We start from the raw sequence: 23,394 nt of genomic DNA, 5'->3' as shown, positions 1-23,394 counted from the left end.
CTCTTCCCGGGGTAGCTGATCACCGATTTGCTCAAAGCAGTCTAGGAACCCACAGGCCCCGAACGTGAATCGGCCGTCCACAACCCCCGGTCCCGGGCGGCAGAGCCTGCTCGACGGACTGCAAGCTGGACTCGAGAAGTAGCCATCAGCCGCGCCCGACACGCTGCCTGGAGTGGTGCTCACGACCGGCGGCCCGGCGCAGATGATCAGGTCGCACCGCGGCCATCGCGGTCTGCCCGCGCGAAGCACTCGGCCCGACGACCGCCTGCTCGTCGAGGTAGCCATGGCCGCCCATGAAGTCCCCGGGGTAACGGTCGCCGTGCCGGTCGCGCCAGTAGGCCCGGGCCACTCGGACCGCAGCCGTGCTGTTGATGTCGAGGTCGTAGTCACTCGGCTCCGGCTCGAGACCGAGCCTGTACATCGCGTCGTACGGACGGCGCAGCGGCCTCCTCTCGTCGCTGCCGAACCACTCCCGCATCCGTTCCAGCGCGTCCGGCTGGCCGGCCAACTCCGCCTCGGTGGGCAGCGTCTTGCGCAGACCTGAGAAGAACCCGGCCGCGGTGCCCTTGAGCCGGATGTCGACCTGTGATGCCTTGATCCGGTCCTGGTCGAGCGCATTCAGCAGTTCGCCGGCGAACTGCTGGTACAGCCTGGGGGTCAGGCCCATCGGCGACTTGCCGGTGAGCATCCACCGCACGTGCCGCGGATCGATGCGCAGGAATTCCAGATCCCGGCGGGCAATGCTGTAGCCGGAGTCGTCGCGCGGCCACCACGGCGGCACTTCCTCTTTGTCGTCGAGGATTCGCCCGATGCGGGCATCCAGCTCGTCCGGCGCTCGCGGTCGCGCCGCGACCAGGTGCGGCTGCCGATCAGGACCGACTGCCCGCGTCGCCCCGGAAAGGCTGCCGGCAGGCGCCGAACCGGCGACCACCGCCGACCGCTTCCGCTCGTCGATCAGCTGATCGGACACGACACCATCCACCACCGCCTGGTGATCGCCAGGCAGCGTCACCCATCTTTTCTGGCTCAGCAGCCCCATCCCGGTCATCGGGAGCGAGACCACATCCCGCGCCGAGTGCCGCGCGGCGAGGATCACGCCTGGCTTTCGCCGTGCCTTCAGCCAGTCCGCGATCACCTGACGGTCAGGCGACCAGCCGGCCAGCGGTCGCTGCGGAGCCTCGACGACCTGGCCCGGATTGGTCTCACCCCACGGCGGCCGTTCCTCGGCCGACCAGATCTGTGCCCGGTACGAGACCAGTTCGGTGATCCCGCGCGCTTGCAGAAGCTCCTGGGTCATCGCGTACTGCGTCCGCACGAAGTCGGTCAACGCATCCGTGTTGTACCTGAGCTCGCGCTCCACTTTCCACCGGGTATCACCATCCAGCTGCGAGCGCCGTACCCCGGACAGCCCGAACTCACCAGCGGTGATCTCCTGCAGCGCCAGCGCCCGGGCATTGTGACTCGAACCGTGCGACCAAGCACCCATCAGCTCGCTGGTCGCGATCATCCGCACGAGACGCTCAGCCTCCGCGGTGTCCATCCGGATGGCACGATGCGCAAACGGCCGGTACTGGGTGGAGCCGAGCTCGTCCGAGTGCAGTACGTCGGCACCCTTCGACGGATAGCGCTCGTCGTACGGGAGCAGCACGTACCGGCTGTCACCCAGCCGGCCGACCATGTCGCTACCGACGACGAGGCCCGTTGCGGCCAACGCCAGCTCGAGGGTCGACGAGCGCATCCGCGCAGCCAGCGCCTCGACCGCGATGGTCGTCGCCTGCGGCGTACCGATGACCCGGCCATTGTCTGTCAACAGTGCCTTGCCGAGGCGCTCGTACCCGAGCCGCTCGTCCGATCCGGGCGGTGGTATCGCGTCAGTGGCCATCGAGGAACTCCTGCGCCTCCCGGCGCAGCTGCGCCGGCGCCTCCTTCCAGACCATGGTGTCCATCAACGCACGCAGCTTGACCGCTCTGACCTCCCGCGGCGCATCCGGGCGCACCTGGAGGTACCGCCACACCCCGTCCAGCTCCGCCGGCAGATCCCAGTCGAGGTCCAACGCGGTCGCCGCGGCGGTGGCTGGATCTTCGGGAACGACCAGCACCTCGTCGGCTGTGGCCGGTGGCTCGATCTCGACCAGTCTGAGCCCGAGGTGGTCGATGGCAGCGCGGAACGCGGCGCGCTGGGTCTCGACGAAGGACGCGGACGGCCTGTCACCCGTTGTCTGGAAGAGCGTGAACAGCCAGGCTTCGCCGTTCATGCAGGCCAGGTCGAGGACGAGCTCGACACCGTCGGGGTCGGTCAGCCTCCGGTGCGCCAGGCTGTCCGCGGCACCCGGTGGCTCGGTCCGGGGGCCCTCGGTCAGGCCGAACGTCTCCCGGAGCCAGCTGACCTGGTCTTCGGACAGTTCGCCGGTGGAGAGAGCCTGAAGCGCGGGCCACAGCATGTCGGAGGTCCTTTCGTCGGCAACACGTGACGAAAGCCTTGCACACCAAGGGCGTTCAGTGAGTTGAGTTATCCACAGGGGGCAGGTGGATCGGATTGGTCCAGGCGCGGCCGCCGGCGGCGTCCTCGACGGTGATCCGGCAGTGGGTACCGCGGAAGAGGGCGAGCGGGAGCGCAGCCTCGGTCAGATCGATGCTTTGGGCAACTTCCGCGCCGGGGTGACCGCCGCTCAGCAGGATCTTCGTCGCGGGTGAGCAGCGAACCACGACCACATCGTCTTCGATCCGGACGTCGTACAACTCCGGGCCGGTACTGGAGTAGAAGTGGCCGGCCTTCAATGCGGCCAGCAGCGCGTCCGGGTCGAGGGTTTCGGTGCGGACGTGGACCCACGCCTGGCACGGAGGTGGGTCCTGGGGCTGTAGATGCGCGTCGTCCGCGGCGTACGTGGTGAGTCGGTGGCCGCGGTTCAGCAGAACATCGGTGAGGTGCCAGCTGTCGCCACGGTTCTCCCGGTCGGCGAGCGCGTTGTAGACCTCGACCGAATGCGCCGCGTCCAGACTCTCCGCATCGACCGCCGTCAGGAGTGAGGCCGACGGATGGGCCATCCCGATGAACGCCCCCGCGGCCCGCGCCCGGCGCGCGAGCTCAGGTCCCGTCTCCGCCTCCGCCGGCGGCTCGAAATCCAGCGGCAGACCCACCGCCACGATGTGCCAGGACTGCCCGAGCTCGGTGCGCGGCGCGTGCAGCTCCGCGCCGATCAGAGTCGTGAATCCCGCCGACCGCAACTCCCGAGTGTCCGTCACCGGGAACCCGTACTCCGGCCGGAAGTGGTCGGTGATCGCCACGAAGTCGTAGCCGGCCTCGCGATACACCCGCGCGGTCCGGTCCGGCGACCAGGCGCCATCGGAGCCGTTCGAGTGGGTATGCAGGTTCCCCCGCCAGAACTGCCCCGGAATCCCGAACGGCAGGACAGTCATCGACGCTGCGCGCGGGCCGAGGCGTAGAGGCAGACAGCTGCGGCGGTCGCCAGGTTGAGGCTCTCGGCGCGGCCGTAGATCGGGACCTTCACCGATCGGTCGACGATCGCGTCGAACCCGTCCGGCAGACCGTGCGCCTCGTTGCCGAACAGCCAGACCGACGGCTTCGCGAGGGTGCCGTCCTCGATGCACTCGTCGAGATCGGAACTGCCGTAACCGTCCGCGGCGAGCACCTGCAAGCCCTGCTCGCGCCACGACTTGGCGGCGGTGACGATGTCGGCCTCGACCGTGATCGGCAGGTGGAAGAGGCTGCCCACGCTGGCCCGGACGGCCTTCGGGTTGTGCGGATCGACCGATTCGGCCGACAGTACGACGGCGTCCGCGCCGGCCGCGTCCGCGGTCCGGATCAGCGTGCCGACGTTGCCCGGATCGCGCACCTGGACGCCGACGGCGACCAGCCGCGCGGTGCGCGGTACGGCGGCCTCGAGCGAGACGTCGACCAACTGGCAGACGGCCACGACGCCTTGTGAGGTGACCGTCTCGCTCAGCGCCTCGATGGCCGCGCGGTTGACGTCGTACCAGGGGACGTCGGCGATCTGGGCCAGGTCGCGCAGGTCCCGGTGCCGGGTGGCGACATCAGGCTCGGCGTAGACCTCGACCACCAGTTCGCGGTGTTCGAGCGCCTCGCGGACCGCCTGCGGACCCTCGGCCAGGAAGCGGCCGGACTTGCGCCGGAACGCACGAGTGGCGAGCCTCCGGGCCTGCTTGATCCGCACGGACTGTGCGGTCAGCAGACCTGGGCTCGCCACTGTGTGGATCGCGATGTCGCCGAGGGAACGTCGCAGCTCAGGCTGCGGCGTCGCTCTTCGCGTTCACGTCGGCCGGCAGGGCCGCCTTGGCCAGCGCCAGCAGCGCCGAGAACGCCGCCGGGTCGTTGACGGCCAGCTCGGCCAGGATCTTGCGGTCGACCTCGACCTCGGCCAGGCGAAGACCCTGGATGAGGCGGTTGTAGGTCAGGCCCTCGGCGCGAGCCGCGGCGTTGATGCGCTGGATCCACAGCTTGCGGAAGTCGCCCTTGCGCGCCTTGCGGTCCCGGTAGGCGTAGACGAGCGAGTGGGTGACCTGCTCCTTGGCCTTGCGGTACAGCCTCGAGCGCTGGCCGCGGTAACCGCTGGCCTGCTCGAGGACGACGCGACGCTTCTTGTGGGCATTCACTGCCCGCTTCACGCGTGCCATGAGGTGTTACTCCTTGACTATCTGCGCCGGAGAAGGTGGTCCACCCGGCGGGGGTGTTCGGGGTGGGAAAGGAGCTCAGATACCGAGGAGCTTCTTGGCCTTCTTGACGTGCGAGGTGGCGACCTCGACGGTGCCCGACAGGCGGCGCTTGCGCTTGGTCGACTTCGCCTCGGCGAGGTGACGCTTGCCGGTCTGCTCGCGACGCAGCTTGCCCGAACCGGTCACCCGGACGCGCTTCTTCATCCCCGAGTGGGTCTTCATCTTCGGCATGGCTGTGTACTCCTGGTTATCTTCGTTGACTCGATCGGGTGATGGCTCCGGCCGTCACGACCGGAGCGACACGTCACTCCGGGTCGAGGTTGTCTGCCGGACCCTTCGGCTTCTTCGTGGCGCCGGCGGCCTGCTCGTCCTCGTACTGCTTCAGTTGCGCGGCGCGCTCCTGACGCTCGGCCTCTTGCTCGGCCTCGTGCTCGGCGAGCTTCTTGGCCTTCTCGGCCTCGACGTCCACGCGTGCCTCGGACTTCTTCTTGTGCGGTCCGAGCACCATGATCATGTTCCGGCCGTCCTGGCGCGGCGAGGACTCGATGAAGCCGAGCTCGCTCACGTCTTCGGCCAGCCGCTGCAGCAACCGGAACCCGAGCTCGGGCCGGGACTGCTCACGTCCGCGGAACATGATGGTGATCTTGACCTTGTCACCGCCGCGCAGGAACCGGACGACGTGACCCTTTTTGGTCTCGTAGTCGTGCGGGTCGATCTTCGGCCGCAGCTTCATCTCTTTGATGACGGTGTTGGTCTGGTTCCGGCGGGACTCGCGCGCCTTCTGCGCGGTCTCGTACTTGTACTTGCCGAAATCCATCAGCTTGCAGACCGGCGGGCGTGCCGTGGCCGCAACCTCGACCAGGTCGAGATCGGCTTCCTGTGCCAACCGAAGTGCGTCCTCGATCCGGACGATGCCTACCTGCTCACCGTTCGGTCCGACCAGGCGCACCTCAGGTACGCGGATGCGCTCGTTGACGCGCAGTTCAATGGTGATGGGTCCTCCTGGGTTGTTCGTTTACTGGTGCCACCCGGTGCTCACCCCGGGGCCGGAAATGACAAAGGGCCCCGTGTGTTCACACGAAGGCCCAATTCCCAGATCGACGGCTCCGCAACCCCGTCACCGGGAGTGCGAGCCGTACAATTCGCCGCGGCCCTCCGGCCTGGACCGGGGAACTTCGGCGTGACCGGGACCCGCCGACTCTTCATCAGCTGGGTGGGAGGTGGCCCTCCGCTTTGACCAGAACCGCTGGCGTCCCTCGAGTATTCCGCTCAGGGGTCACCTTCGGACCTGGTCGGTCGCCATGCAAGAGTAACAGCATGAGCGACCAAGTCTCCACTCCGCCTGCCAGCACCCCCGTACCGGACGCCGTCGAGCCCGAATCGCCGGCCGAACACCAGGTGGATCCGCTGTCGACGGTGTCGCGGGACATCGCCGAGGTGCCGAGCGTGGAGATCATCTCCACCGCCGCCCTGCACCTGATGAGCGCGGCAGCGGTCCACCTCGGCCTGGCCGAGGACCTGCCCGAGCACCGCGACCTCGACGAGGCCCGGTCCCTGATCGACGCGCTGGCCGGTCTGCTGGACGCCTCGGCCCCGTCGCTGGGTCACCACCACGCCGCTCCCCTGCGCGACGGCCTGCGCTCCCTCCAGCTCGCGTTCAAGGAAGCGTCGACCATCCCCGACGAGCCCGGCACGGGTCCTGGCGAGAAGTACACCGGCGAGGTGCACCCGGCCGCGGCCTCGCGGCCGAAGTACACCAAGCCGCTGCCGGTCGCGGAGTAGCGGGCGGGGTTCTGCACCGACGCTGGGGAGACGAGCAACTTCCTGCTGGTGTGCGGCGGTTCGATCGCGGCGATCCTGGTGCTGCTGGGGATCAGCCTGGCGATCTCCAGCTGGGTCTGCCACGGCAGGTCTCCGCGTCGACTGGTGACGGCATCCCCGCGGTAGTCGTCGTCTGGGCCGCGGGCCTGATCTTCCTGACCGGCGGCCGGCTGCTGGAGAAGCAACTGGCCGACCGTCCCGGCTACGCCGACTACCAGTCCCGTACGAGCTTCTTCTTCCCCCGCCCAACGCGGCAGCCGTAGAGGGCGACGAAGAAGACCCAGAGGTAGACGGTCTCGCCGGCGAGGCGCTCGGTGAGGCCGACCGGCCCGAGACCACCGAGGGCGGCGACCAGGCCCACCAGGCCGAGCAGCGACACGACGGCAGTCACCGACGCGGTTCGCGCGGCGAGCGGCGCAGCGGGACGGAGGGCTCGCGCGCTGACGAACAGGACCGCGACGGTGCCGAGGAAGACGGGGACGGCCAGGAGCGAGTGGAGGGCGAGGTCGACATCGCCCGGGACCAGGCAGGTGGCGATACCGAAGGTCGCGATGACCACCCAGAGGACGACGAGCGAGCGGGCTGCCCGCGGACCGGCGTACAGGGGGCGGAGCAGGATGCCCCCGGCCGCCAGCAGGATCCAGACGACGATGCCGCCGACGTTGAACCAGGCGTGGCGGGGAGAGCAGGAGGCCAGGACGCCACTCGGACGCTGCTCGATCGTGCAGGTGGTCCAGCCGAGATCGCTGATGGTGTGATCGAGGAACTGGTAAGGGACCGGCCAGGCGCTCGCGACGAACACCTGCAACCCGAAGTACAGCAGCGGGGCCAGCAGCCAGCAGATCCTCGCCGCCGGCCACTGTCGTCGATCCATCGCTGCAGCTTAGTGACGAACCAGGCCTACCCCTTGACCGCGCCCTCTTCGACGCCCTTGAAGAAGAACCGCTGACAGACGGCGAACACGATCACGATCGGGACGAACGCGATCATCGTGCCCGCGGCGATCAGCCGGGGGTTGTTGCTGAAGGTGCCGGACAGGTACTGCAGACCGACGGTCAGCGTGTACTTGTCGGGGTCGGTCAGCACGATCAGCGGCCAGAGGAAGTCGTCCCAGGCGCCGATGAAGGCGAAGATCGCCACCACGCTGATCGTGCCGCGGACGGACGGCAGCCCGATGTGGATCAGCCGCTGCCAGACGTTCGCGCCGTCGACCACCGCGGCCTGGTCCACCTCGATCGGCAGCGAGCGGAACGCGTTGTACATCAGCAGCACGTTCAGCGCGCCGATCATGCCCGGCAACGCCACCCCGAACAGCGTGTTGGCCAGTCCCATCTCCCGCACCGTCACGTACTGCGAGATGATCGTGACCTCACCGGGCAGCACCAGCGTCGCCAGGAACAGCCCGAGCACGATCTTGCGGTACCGGAACTCCAGCCGGGACAACGCGAAGCCGGCCAGGGTCGACCCGATGATGTTGCCGCCGACCACCAGTACGGCGACCTGCAGCGAGTTGCGCATGTAGTCCCAGACCGGGATGGTGTCGGCCACCGCCGCGTAGTGCGACAAGGTCGGCTGGGACGGCAGCAGCCGCGGGATCCGGGTGTAGATGTCCTCCCCCGAACCCTTCAGCGAGGTGGACAGCTGCCACAGGAACGGGCCGATCGTGATCAGCAGCACGAAGGCCAGCAGCAGGTACCGCGTCGCCTTCTCCGTCGGGGAGATCGAGTTGAAGCCGGTGGTCGCGCGCTTGCGGCGGCCGCGCTTCGGCGTACCGGGGTCGTCCGGTACGGCGACCGGCCGTGCCGGGTCGGTGACGATGCTCATGCGTCCGCCGCCTTCTTGTTCAGCCGGGCCAGCGCCAGCATCGGCACGACGGTGACGAAGAACAGCACGATCGACAGCGCGGAGGCGTAGCCGAGGTTGCCCTCGAAGCCCTGGCTGTACTGCTGGATCAGCATCACCACCGAGTTGTCCCGGCCGCCCGGGCCGCCCTTGCCGCCACTGAGGATGAACAGCTCCGAAAAGACTCGCAGGGCCGACACGGAGATCAGGATCGAGATCAGGATCATCGTCCCGCGGACTCCGGGGATGGTCACGTTGACGAACCGGCGGAACGCCGAGGCGCCGTCGACCGCGGCGGCCTCGTGCAGTTCGCGGCCGACGTTCCCGAGGGCGGCCAGGTAGATGATCATGTAGTAGCCCAGGCCCTTCCAGATCGTCAGGCTGATCGCGCTGAACAGCAGCAGCCACTGGTCACTGAGGAACGGCAGCGGCCCGGAGATCACGCCGAGCTTCTCGGCCAGGCCGTTGACCAGGCCGCGATCGTCCAGGATCCACTGCCAGATCAGCGCCACCACCACGGCCGACGCGACCACGGGGGTGTAGAAGGCGGTCCGGAAGAAGGTGATCCCGGGCAGCTTCTTCTCCACCAGCAGGGCGAGCAGCAGCGGCAGGATGGTCAGGAACGGCAGGCAGACCACCATGTAGATGACGCTGTTGAGCAGCGCCCAGCGCAGCTGCTCGTCGTGCAGCAGGGCCTCGAAGTTCTTCAGTCCGACGAAGGTGCCGCCGCCGATCGGTTTGGCGTTGGTGAACGACAGGATGACGGTGTTGATCGACGGCCAGAGGTTGAACACCAGCAACCAGGTGAGGGCCGGGATCACCAGCACCCAGGGCGTGAACCAGCGGTGGTAGCGCATCGGTCAGGACGCGAGCAGCTGGTTGGCCTTGGCCACCGCGGCGTCGAGGGCCTGCTTCGACGTCACCTTGCCGGCGATCGCGAGTGAGATCTGCTGGTTGATGAAGTCGTTGGTCGCGCCGCTGATCACCGGCGGCTGCAGCACCTTGGCCTTGGCCAGCGACTCGAACGCGAGCACCTTGGCGTCGGACTCCGGCGTCCCGTCGCTCTTGGAGAAGAACGGGTCGTTGGCCGAGGCCTTGGTGGACGGGAAGATGTTGACGATCTTGGCGAACGCGGCCTGGTTCTCGGCGTTGGTGACGAACCGCGCCAGCGCGATCGCGGCGGCCTGGTTCTTGGTCTTGGCCGAGACGGACAGGCCCTGGACGTACAGCGCCGGGGTGTCGAGGGCGGGCGACGGGACGATCTTGCCTTTCAGCGAAGGGTTGTCCTTGGTGAAGTCCTGGATCGCGTTGCCGCCACCGGTGGTCCAGGCGACCTTGTTCTGGGTGAAGAGCTTGGAGTTGCCCAGGTACTCCTGGGTCAGGATGTCGCGCGGCAGGTAGCCGGCCTTGTAGGCGGCGGCGTACTTGTCCAGCAGCGCGGCGGCCTCGGGGGTGTTGAAGGTGAAGGACTTGCCGTCGTCGGCCAGCACCTTGACGCCGGCGTTGGTGAGGTCACCGATCCCGGGCAGGCGGCTCATCATGTACTCCTTGCCGCCCGACTTGTCGTGCATCACCTTGGCGGCGGCGAGCAGTTCGTCGAAGGTCTTCGGCGGGTTCTTCACGTCCAGGCCGACCGCGGCGAACTTGGTCGCGTTCCAGTAGTCGATGTCGGTGTTCAGGTACCACGGGTAGCCGAAGGTGCCGTCCTGCCCCTGGTACCTGTACGCCGCGACGCCGCCCTCGACGTACTCCTCGGCGATCTTCGGGTCGGCCGCGCCGACGTCGAGCAGCATCGACTGCTTGGCCAGCGGCAGTGCGAAGTCCGGCGGCAGGTTGACGACATCGGGCAGTTGGCCGGCCGAGGCCTGGCTCAGCACCTTCTTGTCGTAGCCGTCACCGGGCTGGTCCAGCCAGGTCACCTTGGTGCCGGGGTACTTCGCCTCGAAGGCTTTGACCACCCCTTCCACGTACGACGTGAACTTAGGCTTGAGCGCCCAGGTCTGGAAGCTGACCTCGCCCGTCACCGCCGCGTTCGCGTCGACCGTCGGCTTGCTGTCCGACGACGTGTCGTCGGACGAACCGAGGCCACAACCAGCCAGAGTGAGGGCCGCGACGGCGACTCCTGCCACTGCGGTAAGACGACGACTACGCATGAAGATCTCCTGAGGTGATAAACCGGTATAGCTCCTGCACTATCCACATCGTAGAATCCGCTGTCAAGGGGGACATCGACGCGAAGGAGGGGCTCCGATGGCACGACCGACCATTGCGGACATCGCCGACAAGGCGGGCGTCTCCAAGGGCGCGGTGTCGTTCGCGCTGAACGGGCGGCCGGGCGTCAGCGACGCGACCCGGGCCAGGATCCTGCAGATCGCCGAGCAGATGAGCTGGCGCCCGCACAGCGCCGCCCGCGCGCTGGGCGCCTCGCGGGTGGACTCCGTCGGACTGGTGATCGCCCGGCCGGCCCGCACGCTGGGGGTCGAGCCGTTCTTCGCGCACCTGGTCTCCGGGCTGCAGTCCGGCCTGTCCGCGCGATCGATCTCGCTGCAACTGCTGATCGTCGAGGACACCGAGGCCGAGATCGAGGTGTACCGGCGCTGGACGTCGGAGCACCGGGTGGACGGCGTGATCCTGGTCGACCTGACCGTCAGGGACCCGCGGATCGATGCGCTCCGGGCGCTCGAACTGCCCGCCGTGGTGATCGGTGGCCGCGGCGGCAAGGGCGCGCTGGCCTCGGTCTGGGCCGACGACCGGGACGCGATGCTCGCGATCGTCGACTACCTGGCCGCACTCGGTCACCGCCGGATCGCCCACGTCGCCGGTACGCCGAACTTCCAGCACACCCAGCGCCGGATCCGCGCCGTCCGCGACGCCGCTCCCCGGCTGGGCCTGATCGACGCGCCGTCGCTCACCACCGACTTCAGCGACGCGGAGGGTGCCGCCACCACCCGCAAACTGCTCTCCCAGCCGAACCGACCCACCGCGATCGTCTACGACTCCGACGTGATGGCGGTGGCCGGCCTCGGCGTCGCGATGGAGATGGGCGTCTCCGTCCCCGGCGACCTGTCGATCGTCGCCTTCGACGACTCGATCCTGACCCAGTTGATGCACCCGGCCCTGACCGCGCTGTCCCGCGACACCTTCGACTTCGGCCGCCAGGCCGCCGAGGTCCTGCTCGACCTGATCGCCGACCCCACCAAGCTCGTCAACCTCCGCACCGCCGACCCGGTGCTGACCGTCCGCGAGTCGACCGCTCCCCCCAGCCACTGACCCGCTCCCGCGGACTTCCCGCGGTGCAGCGCCGCTCAGCCGACGCGGCGGCGCTCGCCGCGATCGAGCCGGCCCCGACCACCGGCCCGGCAGCTGACTGGCGATTTATGCTAAACCGATTTAGCATCTGATCCATGCTCTCGGATCCCGCCACGCCACGGTTCGGCGCGAACTACGTCCCGTCGTCCGGGTGGTTCTACAGCTGGCTCGACTACGACCCGGCGGCGGTCCGCCGGGATCTGGCCGACCTGGCCGGGCTCGGCCTCGACCACGTCCGGGTGTTCCCGGTCTGGCCCTGGATCCAGCCGAACCGGGCGATCATCCGCGAGCGCGCGATCGACGACCTGCTCGACCTGATCGACGCCGCCGCCGAGCACGGCCTGACGGTGGCCGTCGACCTGATCCAGGGACACCTGTCGAGCTTCGACTTCCTGCCGTCCTGGGCGCTGACCTGGCACAAGAGCAGCCTGTTCGAGAGCGAGACGGTCCGCGACGGCCTGATCGCGTACGTCGACACGGTCGCCCGCGCGGTGGCCACCAAGCCGAACGTCTTCGCGATCACCCTCGGCAACGAGGTCAACAACCTCTGGCCGGACAGCTCCACCACCCCGGACGCCTCCACCCGCTGGGCTCACGACTTGTTGCTCACCCTGAAGAAAGCGGCGCCCGGCGTACTCGCGCTGCACTCGGTGTTCGACGACGCCTGGTACCGGCCCGACCACCCCTTCCTCCCGGCCGACGTCGTCGACCTGGGTGATCTGAGCACCGTTCACTCGTGGGTTTTCAACGGGGTCTCACGGGTGGACGGTCCGCTCGGTCCGGCGACCCTGACGCACGCCGACTACCTGGTCGAGCTGGCCGCCGCCACTTCACTGGATAGTTCAAGACCTGTCTGGCTGCAGGAGATCGGCGTACCGGGCCCCGACATCCCGGCCGAGCTCCAGGCGGAGTTCACCCGGCGTACCGTCGAACTGGTCGTCCACAACCCGGCACTGTGGGGCATCACCTGGTGGTCGTCGCACGACATCGATCGCCGGCTCCTCGACTTCCCCGACCGGGAGTACGACCTCGGTCTTTTCACCGTCGATCATCAGCGCAAACCGGCCGCCCAGGCGTTCGCCGACGTGATCGCCGAGATCCGCTCCACCGGCGTGACCCCGCAAGCGGCTTCCACCCTGCAGGCCCCGATCAACCCCCGCACCGACCCGGCCCGCCGCGCGGAACTGGCCCCCGGCAGCCCCTTCCACCTCGCCTGGGTCGCCGCCCGCGCCGGCGGCCCGGTCCGGATCAAGCTCCCCTAGGGCGGGAGACAGAAGCTAGCGCTCGATCAGCACCTGGATGCCGTCCAGGACACGATCCAAGCCGAAGTCGAAGTCGTCGTCGAGCGTGTCCTCGTACTCCTGGTTCGTGTACATCGCGAGCACCCGGTCGAGGCCGGCGGACCGCAACCGCGGTACCAGGAACTCGCCGACGGCAGCCGACTCGACCGGCGTCGAGTCGCTGGCAGTCAACTGGCGCGCGAGGCTCGCGTAACTCCGGGCGTACCCGTCGAAGAGCAGCGCGCATCCGAGCGCGTCATGCTGACTCAGGCCGGTATCGGCCAGCACCTCCAGCAGGGTCTCCAGCCAATGCAGCAAGTTGGGGGTCACCGGCGCTCCGCGGATGGGCACCTCCAGCAACCACGGGCGTTCGGCGTACCGGTCGACCTGCGCCTTCACCCAAGCTCGGCATCCTGCCCGCCAGCCGGGGGCCGCCAGGACGTGCTCCGGTGCCCGCCCCCATGCCTGCTCGGTCACCAGCACGATCAGTTCGTCCTTGGAGCTGACGTAGCGGTAGAGCCCGTTGGTGCTGACGCCAAGCCGCGCCGCGATCCGCTGCAGCGAGATCGCCTCGAATCCCTGGCTGTCACCGAACTCGATGCCGATGGCCACGATCTGGTCGACCGTGAAGCCGGGCTTCGGTCCGCGTCGCTGCAGGGGCTGGACACCCCAGGACAACGCCAGCCCGGGCGGTAGCTGCGCCGGCTCTTCGCTCATGCGCCCATCATCACTCAGCGGTGGAGATCCATCCGTAGCCGCCGTCTTCCAGCTTGACCACCTGCAGACCGGCAGCCAGCCGGCGTACGTCGTCCGTCTCCAGTACTGCGGCCGCCGGCCCCGCCACGTCGAGCACGATCGCGGCGGCACCCTCCTGGATCGCGGCGGTCGCCACCAGTTGCGACTGAGCCGGCATCGGCCGCGCCTCCGGGCTCCAGCGCGCCAGACTCGCGGTACTCGTGAACGCGAGCAGCGCGTTCCGGCCGTCCTGCCCCTGCAGCAGCGCGACCGCCATGTCGGAACTCTTGTCGTGCGCGAGCCCACGCTCGTCGTACTCGACCTCGCCGAGCATCGCGACCACCGGCACCAGCAGACGCGCCCTGGTCAGCGCGGCCAGGATCGCGCCCTGGTCCCCCGCGGCCAGCGCCTGGGCGAGCGCGGGGTCGGCCGATCCGTCGTCGTCGTCGAATCCGGTGAAAGCAAGACGCCGTTCTGGTTGCACCCGGCCATTGTCCGCTCAGCCTTCCCGGAGGGTGGTTTCAGGGTGGGGTCAGGGCCGTTCCCCCCTTGGTTCCCGGCGCAGGTGTGCGAGCCTGGAGCTGTGCCTGACTTCAACGATCTGACGCTGCTGCCGTTCTGTGTCGGCCTCACGCTGCTCGGCCTGATCGGGTCCTGGGCCGCCTGGCGGCGCCGCGGACTCGCCTCCGGGACCCGTGGCGTGGCCTGGTCGCTACTCCCGGTCTCGCTCTACCTGACCGGGCTGCTCGAGCTGCTGTGGGACGTGGTGCGCTCCGTCAGCAGCTGGATCACGCATCTGATCTTCTCCCCCACCGTGTGGGCCGGCGTGGCGCTGTTCGGCGTCTCGGTCGTGCTCTACGTCGTCTCCGGCGTGGCCAAGGGCCGCGGTGGGAACAAGGAGAAGGCAGCCAAGCCCCAGTCGGCCACCCGGCCGGCCTCTGACGCGGTCGGCGAACTGACCGCCGGCGGCCCCCCGCCGGCCAGTGCGGGCCGGCCCGCAAAGACCCCGCAAGCCGCCAAGGCCCCGAAGGCGGCGAAGGGTCAGGAATCGTCGGAGTTCGACGAGATCGAGGACATCCTGAAGCGCCATGGAATCAACTAATCGCCTGACCAGCGACCCCCTGACCGACCAGCCCCCGGCCACCCGGCCGGTGACCATCGACAGCCTGCTCGACCACGTCCAGGCGGCTCCCGCCCGGCTCGGCAAGACCCGGCTGATCAGCATCGACGGCCCGGCGGGATCCGGGAAGAGCACCCTGGCCGACCGCTTCGCCGCGCGTGCGGAGGCGCGCGGCCTGCACACCCGGGTGCTCCGCATGGACGACCTGTACGACGGCTGGGACGGCGCCGTACGAGGCTTCGCGCTGCTGCGTGACCACGTCCTGACCCGCCTCGCGGACGGTCGCGAGGGCCGCTACCGCCGCTACGACTGGAACGCCAACGCGTACGCCGAGCTGCACCTGGTGCCGGTCACCGTCGAGCTGCTGATCGTCGAGGGTGTCACCTCGTGCGACCGCGACGCCGACGCGTGGCAGTCGCTCAAGGTCTGGATCGAGACCACGAACGAGGTCCGCCTCGACCGGGGCATCGACCGCGACGGCGAGGCGCTGCGGGACCGCTGGCTCGACTGGATGCGCTGGGAGCGCGACCACTTCGCCACCGAGAACACCAGGGCCCGCGCCAACCTGGTCGTCGACGGCAACCCCGACGTACCGCACGATCCTGAGCTCGAGCTGATCGCCAGGTCGGTCAGTCTGGCGCACGACTCGGCGGCGTCGTGACCAGCCCGTCCCAGGACCAGCGCGGGATGCCCAGACCGGCCGGGATCTCGTCGTCCGGATCGTGGTACCGCCCCAACGACTCGGTGGTCGCCCAGGCGAAGTAGTCGTGCAGCACGCCACGAAGGCGCTCGTCGTCGGCCAGACCGGTGTCCACCAGCGCCTGGTCGAAGCAGGCGATCGCGAGCCGGTCCATCTCCTCGTGCGGACCGTTCCCGCTGTGCATCCGGACCACGGTCGTCTCGTCACCGCCGAGTGCCGAGAACGCCGGCGGCCCGCCGAGCGCCTCCGACCAGTACGCCGCCAGCCGACCGGTGTGCTCAGAGTGGAACCCATGCTGGAACGCATGGCTCACCACCTCGTCGGCCAGGACCCGCTCGTGCCACGCCCGCGCCAGCCGCAGCATTCCGTCGGCACCACCGGCAGCCTCGTACACCGTCTCCATGCGCCTCAGGCTGTCAGCCGACCCGCGAACCTGCCAAGACCCAGATCCGGACGTGCGCGAGGATGGAGGCATGAGCGTCCTACCATCGGGTGAGCAGTGGACCGTCCAGGCCGGCGAGTACTCCGGCACCGTGGTGAGCGTGGGAGGCGGCCTGCGCGGTCTCTCGTACGCCGGCCGCGAAGTGCTGATCGGGTATCCGGAGGACCAGCCGGCCCGCGCCGGGATCGGGCAGCACCTGTTCCCCTGGCCGAACCGGATCACCGACGGCAAGTACACCTTCCAGGGCGTCGACCAGCAGCTCTATCTGACCGAGCCCGCGCGCGGCAACGCGATTCACGGCCTGACGCGCTGGGCCAACTGGGAGCGGGTGGACGACGGCAGCGACGAGTCGTACGTCGAGCTGGCCTACCGGCTGCACGGGCAACCGGGGTACCCGCACCAGCTCGACCTGACGCTGGTCTACCAGCTCGACGCGACCGATGGCCTGACCGTTACCGCCGGTGCGACCAACATCGGCGCCGGCGACGCGCCGTACGGGTACGGCGCTCATCCCTACCTGACGGTCGGCCGGCAGATCGACGAGTGCGAACTGGAGTTCACGGCGGCCAGCTGGCTGAAGGTGACGCCGGAGCAGTTCAGCCCGGTCGGTCTCGAACCGGTCGCCGGTTCGAAGTACGACTTCGGCCAGGCGCGCAAGCTGCAGGACGTCGAGATCGACAACGCGTTCACGGACCTGCCGCCGGTCTGGGAGGTGCGGCTGACGGATCCGGCGACAGGCAACTCGGCGCGGCTCAGCAGCGACACCCGCTGGATGCAGCTCTACACGGCAGGCGCGCTGGATCGGGCCGGGCTGGCCGTCGAGCCGATGACCTGCCCGCCCGACGCCTTCGTCAGCGGCGACGACCTGGTGGTCCTGAAGCCGGGCGACGAGCACACCACCAGCTTCAGGGTCAGCGTCTAGGGGGTTTCTGTCTGGCCCGCGCCGTGGGAGCGGGCGACGGTGGCCAGTTCCTTGGCCGCCTTGCCCGCTCGCGCGCCTTCGGACGCCTGCACCGCCAGGACACCGAAACGGTTGCCCTCGGCATCGAAGAGCTGGAGCCACGGGTCACCCGAGCGGAACCGCAGGCCCTTCACGTCGCTCCACTCGAACTTGTAGGTGCGAAACACGTTCCGCACCTGCAACGAGTCCTCGTACGCCGTGACGCGCACCGTCGCCATCCGGTACAGCAGATAGAGCACGGTGCCGAAGAACGCCAGCAACGTGATCCGCTGGAACAGCGTGAACGTGTCGCGCGCGTCGTCCGACAGCTGGAACCAGACCACCCCGAAGACGGCGACGATCGACAGGCCCATCGCGCCGGCCATCATCGCGATCGCCCAGGGGCGGAAGCTCCACAACGCGGTCGACGTCATCGCGTCAGATCCGGCAGGCGTGAATGTCCGTAGTGAGGATGGCACGGGCCCCGACCTCCCAGAGTTGGTCCATGATTCGCTGCGCGTCGGCTCGGAGCACCATCACCCGGACGGCGACCCAGCCTTCCCGATGAAGCGGCGACACCGTCGGCGACTCCAGGCCCGGCGCGACCGCGTTCGCGGCCTCCACCGCCTCGGCGCGGATGTCGTAGTCCATCATCACGTAGTTGCGCGCGACCAGGACGCCTTCCAGCCGGCGTACCAGCTGGTCGAGCCCGGCCGGCTGCTCGACGCCGTGCCGGCGGATCAGCACCGCCTGGGACTTGAGGATGACGTCGCCGAACACCTCCAGCCCGGCCTGCCGCAGCGTCGTACCGGTCTCGACGACGTCGGCGATCACGTCGGCCACGCCGAGCTGGACCGCGGACTCGACCGCGCCGTCCAGCTTGACCACGGACGCGTCGACGCCGTTCTCGGCCAGGTGGTCGGTCAGGATGCCCGCGAACGAGGTGGCGATCCGCTGACCCTGCAGGTCCTTGACCGACCGCGCGACACCCGGCCGGCCCGCGAACCGGAAGGTCGAGCCGCCGAAGCCGAGCTCCAGGATGGTGTCGGCGTCGGCGTGCGAGTCGAGCACCAGGTCGCGGCCGGAGATGCCGACGTCGAGGGTGCCCTCACCGACGTAGACGGCGATGTCGCGCGGGCGCAGGTAGTAGAACTCGACGCCGTTGTCCGGGTCGGTCAGCGACAGGTCCTTGGTGGTCCGGCGCTGCCGGTAACCGGCCTCGGTCAGGATGGAGATGGCGGCTTCGCTCAGCGAGCCTTTGTTGGGTACTGCGACGCGCAGCATGGGAAGGCCAATCTGTCAGAGGTGAACCGGGTCTTCGGTGCGCTCCTACAGATGTCGGTACACGTCGTCGAGGCTCAGGCCGAGCGCATGCATCATCACCTGCGCGTGGTAGAGGAGCTGGCTCAGCTCCTCCGCGGCCCGGTCCTTGCCCTCGTGCTCGGCGGCCATCCAGGACTCGGCGGCTTCCTCGACCAGCTTCTTGCCGATCGCGTGCACGCCGGCATCCAGCGCTGCCACCGTGCCGGAGCCTTCCGGTCGGGTCAGTGCCTTCTCGCCCAGCTCGGCGAAGAGTTCGTCAAAGGTCTTCATCGCGGCCCCAGCCTAGAGGGCGGCCGGTGGAAGGTTGCGGTCAGGTCTCGCTCCCCGGACTTTCCCGCTGTGGCGGGGTGGTTGCCGGCGGGTCACCGGTATGACTTCGGGGACGGGCGTTCGGCCCGGGATCACGCCGAAATGTCGTCCCCGTCCGGCCTGCGACGGTGACGGTCTGCGCCCGGATTGGCCGAGGATGGGCGGTATGAGAATCCGTTCCCTGGGTGTGACCCCTGGCAGCCTGCCGACCGGCCGGCTGAACGCGATCACCGATGTGCCGGGAGTGCTGGTCGGCCAGACGACCCTGGCCGACGGCGACCTCAACACCGGGGTGACCGCGATCGTCCCGCCCGGCTTCGCCACTGGGGTAGCGGCGGCGGTTGCTGTCGGCAACGGGTACGGCAAGCTGGTCGGGTCGACCCAGGTGGACGAACTCGGCGTGATCGAGACGCCGATCCTGCTCACCGGGACGCTGTCGGTCTTCCGTGTCGCCGATGCGCTGCTGACCTGGCTGCTCGATCGCGACCCGACCGCCACCAGCCTCAACCCGATCGTCGGCGAGACCAACGACGGCTACCTCTCCGACATCCGGGCCCGGCCGATCACTCCCGAACACGTCTTCGCCGCGCTCGACTCCGCCTCCGCCGATCTCCCCGCTGAAGGCAACGTGGGCGCGGGCACCGGCACCGGCGCTCTCGGGTTCAAAGCCGGCATCGGTACGTCGTCGCGTCAGGTGTCCGGCGGAGTGGTGGGAGTGCTGGTCCAGGCGAATTTCTCCGGAACCCTGACAGTGCTCGGAACTCCTGTCCCGCCGCTGGTGCAGAAGCCGGCTCCGGAGGGCAACTCCTGCATGATCGTGGTGGCCACCGATCTGCCGGTCGACGCCCGGCAACTCGGCCGGATCGCCCGGCGGGCCGTCTTCGCGATGGGCCGGGTCGGATCGGACTTCTCGCCGGGAAGCGGTGACTACGCGATCGCCTTCAGCACCAGTCGCGCGGCGCCGATCCGGGATCAAGGCTTGAAAGAAGCCTTCCATGCAACCACCGAAGCGACGGAGGAGGCGCTGCTCAACTCGCTGACGACGGCGTCGACCGTCACCGGCTTCAACGGCAACACGCAGTACGCCGTACCGCATGAACTGATCAGGAATACAGCGCGCTGACCGCCCCGGCCAGGCGTTTGAGCTCGGCACGCAGTTCGGCCGGCTCCAGCACCTCCAGCAGACCGCCATAGCGGATCAGCTGTTCCGCGGCGTTGCCCACCGACTCGATCGGTACGGCGACCGTGACGCTGCCGTCCTCGGCCGGTTCCGCGCCGGTGTCGCCGATCGCCTTCAACAGCAGCGTCGCGGACAGGTCGGCCAGTCGCGCGACCAGTTGCGGTGCGATCCGCACCACGGCCTCGGACGTGAACCGCTGTTCCTCGAAACGGTCCAGGTGTGCCTGCCAGAACTTCGCCAGCTCGAATCCGGCGGGCCGGTCGAAGACCTCCTCGGTCGGCGCGAGCTGCAGGATGTTGGACACGCGGTAGGTCCGCACTCCCCCGGGCGCCGCGGCCACGACGTACCAACTGCCGTTCTTCAGCACCAGCCCGTACGGTTCGAGCGTCCGCTCGACCTCGCGCGGCGCTTCCCACCGCCGATAGATCACCTTGATCCGGCGATCCTCCAGCACCGCCGAGGCCACCGACGACAGGTACGGCGAGTCCTCGGCATCCCGGTACCACGCGGGCAGGTCGAGGTGGAACCGGTTCTTCAGCCGCCCGGCGCGATCCCGTTGATCCGGTGCCAGCGCGGCCAGCAGCTTGAGTTCGGCCGCACTGGTCTGCTCGGTCAGGCCCAGCGCCGCCGCGGGGCCAGGCATTCCGACCAGGAAAAGCGCTGCTGCTTCGCCTTCGTTCAACCCGGTGAGTTTCGTCCGGTAGCCGTCGACCAGGCGATACCCACCGGCTCGCCCTTGGTCGGCGTAGACGGGAACTCCAGCCGCGGCAAGCGCCTCCACGTCTCGGTAGATCGTGCGCAGCGAGACCTCGAGCTCCTCGGCCAGTTCACGCGCCGTCAGCCGGCGGCGGGTCTGCAGCAGCAACAGGATCTGCAGCAACCGGCTCGAACGCATGATGCGAGATTACCGCCGAACACTGCCATTCACTGTCAGGTTTGGGCGGGAGGCTGAGGCCATGAGCACATTCACCAAGGAAACCGCCGACTTCGACTTCCTCGACGGGCACTTCGACGTTCGGCACCGGACGCTCGCCAAGGTCTTCGTCGGCAGCGACGACTGGCAGGAGTACGCCGGCACCTGCAGCGCCCGGACGTACTTCGACGGCGCGATCAGCATCGACGAGATGCAGTTCCCGACCAAGGCGTCGTCCGGGATGTCGGTGCGTTTGTTCGAGCCTTCGACCAAGGAATGGACCATCTACTGGGTGAGCAGCACCACGATGAAACTCAACCCGCCGGTGAAGGGTCGCTGGTCCGAGGACGGCAGTTCGTGCTGGCTGGTCGGCGAGGAGGAGCTCGACGGCAGGCCGATCCTGGTGAGCTATGCCTGGTCGGACGTCACCGAGACGACCGCGCACTGGGAACAGTCCTTCTCCGGCGACGGTGGCGAGACCTGGGAACTGAACTGGGTGATGGACTTCACCCGGCGCGACACCGAGCCGCCGCGGGTCGGCACCCCCAAGCTGACCGGCGACTTCGACTTCCTGGTCGGCGAGTGGGACACGCTCAACGAGCGTCGCAGGCCGGCGCTGGGCGAGCCTGCCACCTGGTACGAGGTGCCTTCCAGAATGAAGGTCACCACGTTCTTCGACGGCGCGATCAGCTTCGACGAAGGCTGGTTTCCGACCGAGGGTTTCCGCGGCGCGACGTTGCGGCTGTTCGATCCTTCTTCCAGGACTTGGTCCATCCATTGGATCAACAGCCTGCGGGGAAAGCTGGAGTCGCCGGTGATCGGCGCGTTCGGCGACGACGGTCTGGGCGTCTTCGAAGGTCCGGAGGTGTGGGAAGGCCGGCCGATCGACGTCCGGTTCGTCTGGACTCCCGGCACGACCGAGGCGGCCTGGGAGCAGTTCTTCTCGACCGACAACGGTGAGACCTGGCAGAGCAACTGGAAGATGCGCCACACCAGAACACAATGACCAGAAGGGCTGCGTGAGCAGGAGAGCGGCTGTTGCGCCGCCCTCCTGCTGGCCCTACAGGGCGCGGCTCGCGACCAGCGTGGCGAGCGCCGCCTGGGTGGACTCGTAGCCCTTGTCCTCACGGCTGTCCGGAAGACCGGCGCGATCCAGCGCCTGTGGGTCGTTGTCACAGGTGAGCAGGCCGAACCCGACCGGTACGCCGGTGTCGAGCGCCACCCGCATCAGCCCGTCGGTGGCCGCCTGGCAGACGTACTCGAAGTGCGGAGTGTCGCCACGGATGACGACGCCCAGGGCAACGACCGCGTCGTACCCGCTCTTCGCCGCGTGCAAGGCCGCGACCGGCAGCTCGAACGACCCCGGCACGCGAACCACCTTGTAGTCGGTGACTCCGGAGTCGGCCAGCGCCCGCTCGGCGCCGGCGACCAGGGAGTCGGTGACCTTCGGGTGCCACTGCGCTGCGACGACCGCGACCCGGACGCCGTCAGCCTGCGGGATCTCGATGATGGGTGCTCCGCTGCCCGACATCAGAGGGCTCCGTTCTCGTCAGTGCCGGTGGGCAGCTGGTCACCGTTGCCGTCCGGCAGGTGATGGCCCATCCGGTCGCGTTTGGTCTGCAGGTACCGCAGGTTGTGCTCGGTCGGGTCGATCGAGATGCCGCGACGCTCGACCACGTCGATGCCGTAGCCCTGGACCCCCGACAGCTTGTGGGGGTTGTTGGTCAGCAGCTTCACCGAGGTGATGCCCAGGTCGGCCAGGATCTGCGCGCCGGTGCCGTAGTCACGGGCGTCCGCGGGCAGCCCGAGGTCCAGGTTCGCGTCGACCGTGTCGCGGCCGGCGTCCTGCAACTCGTACGCCTGCAGCTTGTGCAGCAGGCCGATCCCCCGGCCCTCGTGCCCTCGCAGGTAGACGACGACGCCGCCCTCGGTCGCGACCTGACGCATCGCCTCGTCGAGCTGCGGACCACAGTCGCAACGCAGCGAGCCGAACACGTCGCCGGTCAGGCATTCCGAGTGCAGCCGGACCAGGGTCGGCCCGTCACCGATCTCACCGCGAACCAGTGCCAGCTGCTCGGTGCCGTCGATCGTGTTGCGGTAGCCGTGAGCGACGAAATCGCCGTACCGGGTCGGCAGCGTGGTCGTCGCGACCCGCTTGATCTGGCTCTCGGTCCGGCGCCGGTAGCGGATCAGGTCTTCGATCGAGACGAGAACCAAGCCGTGTTCATCGGCGAAGGTCCGCAGGTCGCCGCCACGCTTCATGGTGCCGTCGTCGTTGACGAGCTCGGCGATCACCGCGGCCGGCCGCAGCCCCGCGAGCCGGGCCAGATCCAGCGACGCCTCGGTGTGCCCGGGACGGACCAGTACGCCGCCCTCCCGCGCCCGCAGCGGGAAGATGTGCCCCGGCTGCACCAGGTCGTAGGACTCCGACGCCGAGTCGGCCAGCACCCGGATCGTCCGGGCCCGGTCCGCCGCCGAGATGCCGGTGGTGACGTTGTCGCGGGCATCGACCGAGATCGTGTACGCCGTCCGCAGCCGCTCGCGGTTGTGCGGCGTCATCAACGGGATGCCCAGCCGGTCGAGCTCGGCCGCCTCCATCGGGACGCAGACCACGCCCGAGCTGTAGCGGATCAGGAACGCCAGCAGCTCCGGCGTCGCCTTGGAGGCCGCGAAGATCAGGTCTCCCTCGTTCTCCCGGTCCTCGTCGTCCACCACGATCACCGGCCGGCCCGCCCGGATCTCGTCGATCGCATGCTCGATCGTGTCGAGCTTCAGTACCTCGCCCATC

The 23,394-nt window shown here is 68.7% G+C and carries 29 protein-coding genes; 9 read left to right on the top strand and 20 right to left on the bottom strand.

Annotated features, from left to right (window positions below):
• Positions 1-145 precede the first annotated feature (145 nt).
• From OX958_RS10970 to infC, 7 genes are all read right to left on the bottom strand, one after another.
• Positions 146-1,882, bottom strand: coding sequence for a hypothetical protein (locus OX958_RS10970; RefSeq protein ID WP_270137173.1), 1,737 nt, complete (start codon positions 1,880-1,882; stop codon positions 146-148).
• Complete coding sequence (locus OX958_RS10965) at positions 1,872-2,441, bottom strand: hypothetical protein (protein WP_270137172.1); 570 nt, start codon at positions 2,439-2,441, stop codon at positions 1,872-1,874. The genes OX958_RS10970 and OX958_RS10965 overlap by 11 nt, the downstream gene beginning before the upstream one ends.
• 55 nt (positions 2,442-2,496) lie before the next feature.
• The gene (locus OX958_RS10960) at positions 2,497-3,417 is read right to left on the bottom strand and encodes a CehA/McbA family metallohydrolase (protein ID WP_270137171.1); all 921 of its coding nucleotides are present in this window, start codon (positions 3,415-3,417) and stop codon (positions 2,497-2,499) included.
• Positions 3,414-4,226, bottom strand: coding sequence for a TrmH family RNA methyltransferase (locus OX958_RS10955; protein ID WP_270137170.1), 813 nt, complete (start codon positions 4,224-4,226; stop codon positions 3,414-3,416). The genes OX958_RS10960 and OX958_RS10955 overlap by 4 nt, the downstream gene beginning before the upstream one ends.
• A gap of 37 nt (positions 4,227-4,263) precedes the next feature.
• Positions 4,264-4,653 carry a 50S ribosomal protein L20 gene (gene rplT, locus OX958_RS10950; protein ID WP_270137169.1) on the bottom strand — a complete coding sequence of 130 codons (390 nt, stop codon included), beginning with the start codon at positions 4,651-4,653 and terminating at the stop codon, positions 4,264-4,266.
• A 75-nt stretch (positions 4,654-4,728) separates the two neighbouring features.
• Positions 4,729-4,923 (bottom strand): 50S ribosomal protein L35, encoded by a 195-nt coding sequence (gene rpmI / locus OX958_RS10945; protein WP_270137168.1) that lies wholly within the window; start codon positions 4,921-4,923, stop codon positions 4,729-4,731.
• 73 nt (positions 4,924-4,996) lie between these two features.
• Positions 4,997-5,686, bottom strand: a complete 690-nt coding sequence (infC, locus tag OX958_RS10940) for a translation initiation factor IF-3 (protein WP_442913289.1) — start codon at positions 5,684-5,686, stop codon at positions 4,997-4,999.
• Positions 5,687-6,009: 323 nt separating this feature from the next.
• Between infC and OX958_RS10935 the strand changes: the two genes are divergently transcribed.
• Positions 6,010-6,474, top strand: a complete 465-nt coding sequence (locus OX958_RS10935) for a DUF1844 domain-containing protein (RefSeq protein ID WP_270137166.1) — start codon at positions 6,010-6,012, stop codon at positions 6,472-6,474.
• A 50-nt stretch (positions 6,475-6,524) separates the two neighbouring features.
• Positions 6,525-6,776, top strand: coding sequence for a hypothetical protein (locus tag OX958_RS10930; RefSeq protein ID WP_270137164.1), 252 nt, complete (start codon positions 6,525-6,527; stop codon positions 6,774-6,776).
• Here the strand turns inward: OX958_RS10930 and OX958_RS10925 are convergent.
• The 4 genes from OX958_RS10925 to OX958_RS10910 are packed head-to-tail and all read right to left on the bottom strand — an operon-like array spanning position 6,725 to position 10,508.
• Positions 6,725-7,387, bottom strand: coding sequence for a DUF998 domain-containing protein (locus tag OX958_RS10925; protein WP_270137163.1), 663 nt, complete (start codon positions 7,385-7,387; stop codon positions 6,725-6,727). The two genes, OX958_RS10930 and OX958_RS10925, sit on opposite strands and share 52 nt — an antisense overlap.
• A 26-nt stretch (positions 7,388-7,413) precedes the next feature.
• A complete protein-coding gene (locus OX958_RS10920) occupies positions 7,414-8,337 on the bottom strand; it encodes a carbohydrate ABC transporter permease (protein WP_270137162.1) in 924 nt (307 codons plus the stop codon).
• The gene (locus OX958_RS10915; RefSeq protein ID WP_270137161.1) at positions 8,334-9,212 is read right to left on the bottom strand and encodes a carbohydrate ABC transporter permease; all 879 of its coding nucleotides are present in this window, start codon (positions 9,210-9,212) and stop codon (positions 8,334-8,336) included. Before OX958_RS10915 ends, OX958_RS10920 begins: the two co-directional genes overlap by 4 nt.
• A gap of 3 nt (positions 9,213-9,215) precedes the next feature.
• The gene (locus tag OX958_RS10910; RefSeq protein ID WP_270137160.1) at positions 9,216-10,508 is read right to left on the bottom strand and encodes an ABC transporter substrate-binding protein; all 1,293 of its coding nucleotides are present in this window, start codon (positions 10,506-10,508) and stop codon (positions 9,216-9,218) included.
• 97 nt (positions 10,509-10,605) lie between these two features.
• Between OX958_RS10910 and OX958_RS10905 the strand changes: the two genes are divergently transcribed.
• Together OX958_RS10905 and OX958_RS10900 are read left to right on the top strand one after the other, a co-directional pair.
• Positions 10,606-11,625, top strand: coding sequence for a LacI family DNA-binding transcriptional regulator (locus tag OX958_RS10905; protein ID WP_270137159.1), 1,020 nt, complete (start codon positions 10,606-10,608; stop codon positions 11,623-11,625).
• Between the two features lie 134 nt (positions 11,626-11,759).
• Complete coding sequence (locus OX958_RS10900; RefSeq protein ID WP_270137157.1) at positions 11,760-12,926, top strand: glycoside hydrolase 5 family protein; 1,167 nt, start codon at positions 11,760-11,762, stop codon at positions 12,924-12,926.
• Positions 12,927-12,941: 15 nt separating this feature from the next.
• On the opposite strand, the gene OX958_RS10895 is transcribed toward OX958_RS10900, so the two are convergent.
• Together OX958_RS10895 and OX958_RS10890 are read right to left on the bottom strand one after the other, a co-directional pair.
• Positions 12,942-13,661, bottom strand: coding sequence for a TetR/AcrR family transcriptional regulator (locus OX958_RS10895; protein WP_270137156.1), 720 nt, complete (start codon positions 13,659-13,661; stop codon positions 12,942-12,944).
• 10 nt (positions 13,662-13,671) lie between these two features.
• Positions 13,672-14,163 carry an SseB family protein gene (locus OX958_RS10890; protein ID WP_270137155.1) on the bottom strand — a complete coding sequence of 164 codons (492 nt, stop codon included), beginning with the start codon at positions 14,161-14,163 and terminating at the stop codon, positions 13,672-13,674.
• Between the two features lie 99 nt (positions 14,164-14,262).
• Between OX958_RS10890 and OX958_RS10885 the strand changes: the two genes are divergently transcribed.
• Together OX958_RS10885 and OX958_RS10880 are read left to right on the top strand one after the other, a co-directional pair.
• Positions 14,263-14,781, top strand: a complete 519-nt coding sequence (locus OX958_RS10885; RefSeq protein WP_270137154.1) for a hypothetical protein — start codon at positions 14,263-14,265, stop codon at positions 14,779-14,781.
• Positions 14,768-15,460, top strand: coding sequence for a uridine kinase family protein (locus tag OX958_RS10880; protein WP_270137153.1), 693 nt, complete (start codon positions 14,768-14,770; stop codon positions 15,458-15,460). Before OX958_RS10885 ends, OX958_RS10880 begins: the two co-directional genes overlap by 14 nt.
• Here the strand turns inward: OX958_RS10880 and OX958_RS10875 are convergent.
• Complete coding sequence (locus OX958_RS10875; protein WP_270137152.1) at positions 15,429-15,902, bottom strand: group II truncated hemoglobin; 474 nt, start codon at positions 15,900-15,902, stop codon at positions 15,429-15,431. The two genes, OX958_RS10880 and OX958_RS10875, sit on opposite strands and share 32 nt — an antisense overlap.
• A gap of 70 nt (positions 15,903-15,972) precedes the next feature.
• Between OX958_RS10875 and OX958_RS10870 the strand changes: the two genes are divergently transcribed.
• Complete coding sequence (locus OX958_RS10870) at positions 15,973-16,863, top strand: aldose 1-epimerase family protein (RefSeq protein ID WP_270137151.1); 891 nt, start codon at positions 15,973-15,975, stop codon at positions 16,861-16,863.
• Here OX958_RS10870 and OX958_RS10865 read toward each other — a convergent pair.
• The 3 genes from OX958_RS10865 to OX958_RS10855 are packed head-to-tail and all read right to left on the bottom strand — an operon-like array spanning position 16,860 to position 18,474.
• Positions 16,860-17,315: a PH domain-containing protein gene (locus OX958_RS10865; RefSeq protein ID WP_270137150.1), complete on the bottom strand. Its 456-nt coding sequence runs from the start codon at positions 17,313-17,315 to the stop codon at positions 16,860-16,862. The two genes, OX958_RS10870 and OX958_RS10865, sit on opposite strands and share 4 nt — an antisense overlap.
• A gap of 4 nt (positions 17,316-17,319) precedes the next feature.
• Positions 17,320-18,165, bottom strand: a complete 846-nt coding sequence (gene hisG / locus OX958_RS10860) for an ATP phosphoribosyltransferase (RefSeq protein WP_270137149.1) — start codon at positions 18,163-18,165, stop codon at positions 17,320-17,322.
• A gap of 45 nt (positions 18,166-18,210) precedes the next feature.
• Positions 18,211-18,474 carry a phosphoribosyl-ATP diphosphatase gene (locus OX958_RS10855; RefSeq protein WP_270137148.1) on the bottom strand — a complete coding sequence of 88 codons (264 nt, stop codon included), beginning with the start codon at positions 18,472-18,474 and terminating at the stop codon, positions 18,211-18,213.
• A gap of 205 nt (positions 18,475-18,679) precedes the next feature.
• Between OX958_RS10855 and OX958_RS10850 the strand changes: the two genes are divergently transcribed.
• On the top strand, positions 18,680-19,636 hold the full coding sequence (locus tag OX958_RS10850; protein ID WP_270137147.1) for a P1 family peptidase: 957 nt from the start codon (positions 18,680-18,682) through the stop codon (positions 19,634-19,636).
• Here OX958_RS10850 and OX958_RS10845 read toward each other — a convergent pair.
• Positions 19,617-20,588: a helix-turn-helix transcriptional regulator gene (locus tag OX958_RS10845; protein WP_270137146.1), complete on the bottom strand. Its 972-nt coding sequence runs from the start codon at positions 20,586-20,588 to the stop codon at positions 19,617-19,619. The two genes, OX958_RS10850 and OX958_RS10845, sit on opposite strands and share 20 nt — an antisense overlap.
• Positions 20,589-20,649: 61 nt before the next feature.
• Between OX958_RS10845 and OX958_RS10840 the strand changes: the two genes are divergently transcribed.
• Positions 20,650-21,612 carry a hypothetical protein gene (locus OX958_RS10840; protein ID WP_270137145.1) on the top strand — a complete coding sequence of 321 codons (963 nt, stop codon included), beginning with the start codon at positions 20,650-20,652 and terminating at the stop codon, positions 21,610-21,612.
• Between the two features lie 54 nt (positions 21,613-21,666).
• Here OX958_RS10840 and ribH read toward each other — a convergent pair whose 3' ends face one another.
• On the bottom strand, positions 21,667-22,137 hold the full coding sequence (ribH, locus tag OX958_RS10835; protein WP_270137144.1) for a 6,7-dimethyl-8-ribityllumazine synthase: 471 nt from the start codon (positions 22,135-22,137) through the stop codon (positions 21,667-21,669).
• Positions 22,137-23,393 carry a bifunctional 3,4-dihydroxy-2-butanone-4-phosphate synthase/GTP cyclohydrolase II gene (locus tag OX958_RS10830; RefSeq protein ID WP_270137143.1) on the bottom strand — a complete coding sequence of 419 codons (1,257 nt, stop codon included), beginning with the start codon at positions 23,391-23,393 and terminating at the stop codon, positions 22,137-22,139. Before OX958_RS10830 ends, ribH begins: the two co-directional genes overlap by 1 nt.
• Between the last annotated feature and the right edge of the window lies 1 nt (position 23,394).

This window comes from Kribbella sp. CA-293567, assembly GCF_027627575.1.
In the GTDB taxonomy this organism is placed as follows: Bacteria; Actinomycetota; Actinomycetes; order Propionibacteriales; family Kribbellaceae; genus Kribbella.
This window is presented reverse-complemented; position numbering and strand designations above follow the sequence as displayed.

Excerpts from the sequence above, each read along its gene's own strand:
- OX958_RS10970 (WP_270137173.1), bottom strand. The coding sequence starts at position 1,882 with ATGGCCACTGACGCGATACCACCGCCCGGATCGGACGAGCGGCTCGGG.
- OX958_RS10965 (WP_270137172.1), bottom strand. The coding sequence starts at position 2,441 with ATGCTGTGGCCCGCGCTTCAGGCTCTCTCCACCGGCGAACTGTCCGAA.
- OX958_RS10960 (WP_270137171.1), bottom strand. The coding sequence starts at position 3,417 with ATGACTGTCCTGCCGTTCGGGATTCCGGGGCAGTTCTGGCGGGGGAAC.
- rplT (WP_270137169.1), bottom strand. The coding sequence starts at position 4,653 with ATGGCACGCGTGAAGCGGGCAGTGAATGCCCACAAGAAGCGTCGCGTC.
- rpmI (WP_270137168.1), bottom strand. The coding sequence starts at position 4,923 with ATGCCGAAGATGAAGACCCACTCGGGGATGAAGAAGCGCGTCCGGGTG.
- OX958_RS10935 (WP_270137166.1), top strand. The coding sequence starts at position 6,010 with ATGAGCGACCAAGTCTCCACTCCGCCTGCCAGCACCCCCGTACCGGAC.
- OX958_RS10925 (WP_270137163.1), bottom strand. The coding sequence starts at position 7,387 with ATGGATCGACGACAGTGGCCGGCGGCGAGGATCTGCTGGCTGCTGGCC.
- OX958_RS10920 (WP_270137162.1), bottom strand. The coding sequence starts at position 8,337 with ATGAGCATCGTCACCGACCCGGCACGGCCGGTCGCCGTACCGGACGAC.
- OX958_RS10915 (WP_270137161.1), bottom strand. The coding sequence starts at position 9,212 with ATGCGCTACCACCGCTGGTTCACGCCCTGGGTGCTGGTGATCCCGGCC.
- OX958_RS10910 (WP_270137160.1), bottom strand. The coding sequence starts at position 10,508 with ATGCGTAGTCGTCGTCTTACCGCAGTGGCAGGAGTCGCCGTCGCGGCC.
- OX958_RS10905 (WP_270137159.1), top strand. The coding sequence starts at position 10,606 with ATGGCACGACCGACCATTGCGGACATCGCCGACAAGGCGGGCGTCTCC.
- OX958_RS10900 (WP_270137157.1), top strand. The coding sequence starts at position 11,760 with ATGCTCTCGGATCCCGCCACGCCACGGTTCGGCGCGAACTACGTCCCG.
- OX958_RS10895 (WP_270137156.1), bottom strand. The coding sequence starts at position 13,661 with ATGAGCGAAGAGCCGGCGCAGCTACCGCCCGGGCTGGCGTTGTCCTGG.
- OX958_RS10880 (WP_270137153.1), top strand. The coding sequence starts at position 14,768 with ATGGAATCAACTAATCGCCTGACCAGCGACCCCCTGACCGACCAGCCC.
- OX958_RS10875 (WP_270137152.1), bottom strand. The coding sequence starts at position 15,902 with ATGGAGACGGTGTACGAGGCTGCCGGTGGTGCCGACGGAATGCTGCGG.
- OX958_RS10870 (WP_270137151.1), top strand. The coding sequence starts at position 15,973 with ATGAGCGTCCTACCATCGGGTGAGCAGTGGACCGTCCAGGCCGGCGAG.
- OX958_RS10865 (WP_270137150.1), bottom strand. The coding sequence starts at position 17,315 with ATGACGTCGACCGCGTTGTGGAGCTTCCGCCCCTGGGCGATCGCGATG.
- hisG (WP_270137149.1), bottom strand. The coding sequence starts at position 18,165 with ATGCTGCGCGTCGCAGTACCCAACAAAGGCTCGCTGAGCGAAGCCGCC.
- OX958_RS10855 (WP_270137148.1), bottom strand. The coding sequence starts at position 18,474 with ATGAAGACCTTTGACGAACTCTTCGCCGAGCTGGGCGAGAAGGCACTG.
- OX958_RS10850 (WP_270137147.1), top strand. The coding sequence starts at position 18,680 with ATGAGAATCCGTTCCCTGGGTGTGACCCCTGGCAGCCTGCCGACCGGC.
- OX958_RS10845 (WP_270137146.1), bottom strand. The coding sequence starts at position 20,588 with ATGCGTTCGAGCCGGTTGCTGCAGATCCTGTTGCTGCTGCAGACCCGC.
- OX958_RS10840 (WP_270137145.1), top strand. The coding sequence starts at position 20,650 with ATGAGCACATTCACCAAGGAAACCGCCGACTTCGACTTCCTCGACGGG.
- ribH (WP_270137144.1), bottom strand. The coding sequence starts at position 22,137 with ATGTCGGGCAGCGGAGCACCCATCATCGAGATCCCGCAGGCTGACGGC.
- OX958_RS10830 (WP_270137143.1), bottom strand. The coding sequence starts at position 23,393 with ATGGGCGAGGTACTGAAGCTCGACACGATCGAGCATGCGATCGACGAG.